Here is a 3,992-nt window from a genome sequence, read left to right as displayed (position 1 = left end):
CGGCCCGCGCGCGGCGCGCGTCAAGGCGCTGGCCGCGCGGCCCTTCCTTGATGCGCTCTACACCCCGCCGCCCGATATCCTGGCCCCGGCGGACGAGGTCACGGCCTGCCGGTGCGAGGAGGTGTGCGCCGGCGCGGTGCGCGCCGCCGCGCGCCTGGGCGCGACCGGGCCGAACCAGGTGAAGGCCTATCTTCGCTGCGGGATGGGCCCCTGCCAGGGGCGGATGTGCGCGACAACCGTCGCGGCGCTGGTCGCGGAGGTGCGCGGCCTGCCGGTGGAGGGCATCCCGCCGCTTCGCCCGCGCGCGCCCTACAAGCCCATCACGGTCGCCATGATCGCCGCGGCTGGGGAGCCTGTGCAACAGCCGCACGAATAAGTGCGGCGCGACACATCGCATTATTGGCACGCGTGCCGGGGGACATTACGAATCCCGACATGCGCGCCCTCATCGTCCTGCCGTTTCTCGCGGCCTCCGCCGTCCTCGTCCTACCGCCGGCGCCCGCGCTGGCGCAGGGCTCCGCCATCCTCGCGACCGAGACCAGCGCCGCGTCGGCCGCGGCCATCACCCGCCTGGCCGAGCGCCTGGCGCGGCTGGAGGAGGATGGGCTGGATCCGGGCTGGTACGGCGTGCCGGCGCCCGAGACCGCGTCAGCCGATCCCGCGCGCCACCGGGTGGAGACGCTGCGCGCGGCGCAACTGGCGCTGTCGGATCTCCTGCTCGGCCGGGTCGCATCCCTGCGCGGCCGCGTTGACCTGCGGCGGGATCCGGCCAGCGTGAATCTCGGCGCCTGGGTCGCGGAACTCGCTTCGGCGTCCGAGCCGGCGCAGGTCATCGACCGCGCGGCGAACCTTCCCCAGGGCGCGGCCGCCATCAAGGCGGAACTCGCCCGCTACCGCGCCGTGGCGGCGGCGGGCGGCTGGCCGCGAATCACGGGCGACCTGCGCCGCACGCTCGAACCCGGCACGACCGATGCGCGCGTGCCGCAGCTGCGGGCGCGGCTCGCGGCCTACGACCCCGCCTTGGTCGCCGGGGCGGAGGCAAACAACCCCGCCTACGACGCCCGCCTGCAGGACGCCGTGCGCGCTTTCCAGGCGAGCGAGGGGCTGGAGGCGGATGGCCGCGTCGGCGCCATCAGCTGGCAGGTGCTGAACACGCCCGTCGAGAACAAGGTCGCGCAGCTGCGCGTTGCCCTCGACATGCGCCGTGGCCAGGGCGCCCGCCCGACCGAGCGCCGCATCGAGGTGAACGTCCCGCATTTCCGCCTTCACCTGCTGGAAGGTGACCGGGTGGTGCAGGACATGGCCGTCATCGTTGGGCGGCCCGACCGGCAGACGCCTATGCTCAACGTCCGCATGACGGCGGTGCAGTTCAACCCGCCCTGGGGCGTGCCGGAACGGAATGCGCGGGAGGACCTGCTGCCGCGCTTCCGCCGCGACCCCGCGGGGATGCAGGCGCGCGGCTTCCGCCTGTATCAGCGGGTGGATGGGGAGGTCGTCCAGGTCGACCCGACGACGGTCGACTTTACCAACTACAGCCGCACCCACTTCCCCTATTTCGTGCGGCAGGATGCCGGCGACGCGAATGCCCTTGGGCGTATCAAGTTCGTGATGCCGAACAACGACGACATCTTCATGCATGACACGCCCGACCGGCATCTGTTCCGTCGGCCGGACCGGGCCTTCTCCTCGGGCTGCATCCGGCTCGAACGGCCGATGGACTTGCTTGCCGAGGCGCTTTCGGGCACGAGCGGCTGGGATCGGGCGCGGGTGGACCGCGTCCTTGCCAGCCGCGGAACGGTCAGCACGCAGGTCGCGCGCTCCATCCCCGTCCGGCTGCACTACACGACAACCATCGTGGATGGAGGCCGAGTGATCATGCGCCCAGACATCTATGGCCTCGATGCCCAGTACGCCCGTGCCATGGAGCGCGGCGCGCAGCAGCGGCTCGCCTCGGTCGAAGGGGGGGCGGTGCGCGGCACGGGGGCGCGCTGATATGGCGCGCATCTTCCACCGCCTCGACTGCCCCTGCTGTGACCCCGCCACCGCCCGCCGCCGGGAGGTGATCCGGGCCGGCCTCGGCGGCCTGGCCGCCTTGGCTCTTGCACCGGCCACGGCTGCCGCCCAGGCCGCAGCCGGCGCCGCCAGGACGCTCCGCATCCGCCGCGTCCAGACCGGCGAATCCTTCGAGGGCGTCTATTGGCGCGACGGGCGCTATGAGCGCGATGCGCTGCGCCGGCTCGACGTCATCCTGCGCGACCCTTCCATGGACGAGACGACGCCCATGGACCCCCGCCTGTTCGACGTGTTGCACACCATCGCCCGGCACCTCGACAGCGACGAGCACTACGAGGTGATCAGCGGCTACCGCGCCCCGGAGACCAATGCGGCGCGCGCCAGGCAGTCCCGCCGCGTCTCCCGCGTCTCGCTGCACATGTCCGGCATGGCGGCCGATGTGCGCTTGCCCGGGCGCCAGGCGCTCGGCATCGCGCGCGCAGCCGCGGACCTCCAGATCGGCGGGGTCGGGCTCTATCGGCGCGACGGCTTCGTGCACCTGGATTGCGGGCCGGCGCGGCGCTGGTAGCCGGCTACAGGACCTTCCGCGCCTCCATGACATCGGGATCCTCGGCGCTGGCGTGCACCACGAATCCGAGGCGGCGGACGAAGGCGAGCATGGGGGCGTTCTCGGCCAGCACCTGGCCCACGACCTCGACAAGGCCGACGGACCGACCCCAGTCGAACAGGCGTTCCATGAGGTGCCGCGCCAGACCCTGTCCCTTCCAGGACGGGTCCACGATGACGGCGAATTCGCCGCTCCGCCCGCCGGGCTCGCGGATCAGGCGGGAGACGCCGACCGTGCGGTCCGGCCCATCGGGCGTCCGCGCCACGGCCACGAAGGCCATCTCCCTGTCGTAGTCGATCTGCGTCATGCGGACGATCTGGACCGGGCTGAGTTCTGCCAGCGTCGAGAAGAAGCGGTAGCGGATATCCTCGGCCGTGAGCCGCCGGAAGGCTTCGGCATGCGCCGCCGCATCCTCGGGCCGGATCGGACGCACCGTGACCTCGCGCCCGTCCCGTCCACGCCAAATGCGCGCGAGGTCTGCCGGATAGGGCGGGATGGCGAGCAGCGACGCGCTGCCGCGTGGCCGCAGCGCGATCGCCGCGTCGAGCGCCAGTACGCCCTGCGGATCAGCCAGCAAAGGATTGATGCTGCAGGATTGTATCCCGGGAAAATCGACCGCGATCTGTGACAGGCGCACCAGCGCGTCGGCAATCGCCCCGACATTCGCCGGCGGATGGTCGCGCCAGCCGGCGAGCAGCCGCGCCGTCCGCGTCCGCCCGATCAGCCCGCGGGCGAGGGCGAGGTTGAGCGGCGGCAGGTCGAAGCCCTCATCCGGGTCGATTTCCGCCGCCGTCCCGCCCCGGCCGAAGGCGATCCAGGGCCCGAACATCGCATCGTCGCCGAGGCGCAGGCGCAGTTCCTGCCCGCGCCCTGCCTGCCGCTGGACAAGGAAGCCGGTCAGTCGTGCGCTCGGCCGCGCGGCGGCGATGTGGGCGGCCATGTCCTCGGCGGCGGCCTGCACCGCCGCGGGCGACGCCAAGCCGAGCACCACGCCGCCAACCTCCGTCTTGCGTGGAAGATCTGGGCTCAAAATCTTGAGAACAATAGGAAAACCGAGCATGGCAGCGGCATCGGCCGCTTCCGCTGGGCCGCTGACGGCACGCCCCGGGACGGTCGGCACGCCATAGGCGGCGAGCACGCCAAGCGCCTCCTCCTCGGTCAGGTCCAGCCGGCCCGCCGCGCGCACGGCGGCCAGGATCGCCGTGACGCGCGCCCGGTCCGGCGCCAGGTCCAGCACCTCTCGCGGTGGCAACTCCGCCGCGGTGGCGCGGTTGCGCCGGTCCTGTGCGAGATGCAGGGCGCCGCGCACGGCGGCCTCCGGCGTCGCGAAGACGGCCACGCCGGCTTCGGCCAGGCGCGCGCGCTGCACCCC

At 72.7% G+C, this 3,992-nt stretch carries 4 protein-coding genes; 3 read left to right on the top strand and 1 reads right to left on the bottom strand.

What is annotated here, in order from left to right:
* The 3 genes from HW577_RS22035 to HW577_RS22025 form a co-directional block, all read left to right on the top strand.
* A partial coding sequence (locus tag HW577_RS22035; protein ID WP_198378262.1) for a (2Fe-2S)-binding protein occupies positions 1 to 376 on the top strand: 376 nt, incomplete at its 5' end.
* Between the two features lie 59 nt (positions 377 to 435).
* Positions 436 to 1,992 (top strand): L,D-transpeptidase family protein, encoded by a 1,557-nt coding sequence (locus tag HW577_RS22030; RefSeq protein WP_198378261.1) that lies wholly within the window; start codon positions 436 to 438, stop codon positions 1,990 to 1,992.
* Between the two features lies 1 nt (position 1,993).
* Positions 1,994 to 2,581, top strand: coding sequence for a peptidoglycan L,D-endopeptidase MepK (locus HW577_RS22025; RefSeq protein WP_198378260.1), 588 nt, complete (start codon positions 1,994 to 1,996; stop codon positions 2,579 to 2,581).
* Between the two features lie 4 nt (positions 2,582 to 2,585).
* Here HW577_RS22025 and HW577_RS22020 read toward each other — a convergent pair.
* On the bottom strand, positions 2,586 to 3,992 hold a 1,407-nt coding region (locus HW577_RS22020), incomplete at its 5' end, for a bifunctional acetate--CoA ligase family protein/GNAT family N-acetyltransferase (protein WP_198378259.1).

Source organism: Neoroseomonas rubea (assembly GCF_016106015.1).
Taxonomy (GTDB): Bacteria; Pseudomonadota; Alphaproteobacteria; order Acetobacterales; family Acetobacteraceae; genus Neoroseomonas; species Neoroseomonas rubea.
The sequence above is the reverse complement of the archived record's forward strand: the minus strand, read 5'-3'. Positions and strand labels throughout refer to the sequence as shown.

Excerpts from the sequence above, each read along its gene's own strand:
- HW577_RS22030 (WP_198378261.1), top strand. The coding sequence starts at position 436 with ATGCGCGCCCTCATCGTCCTGCCGTTTCTCGCGGCCTCCGCCGTCCTC.
- HW577_RS22025 (WP_198378260.1), top strand. The coding sequence starts at position 1,994 with ATGGCGCGCATCTTCCACCGCCTCGACTGCCCCTGCTGTGACCCCGCC.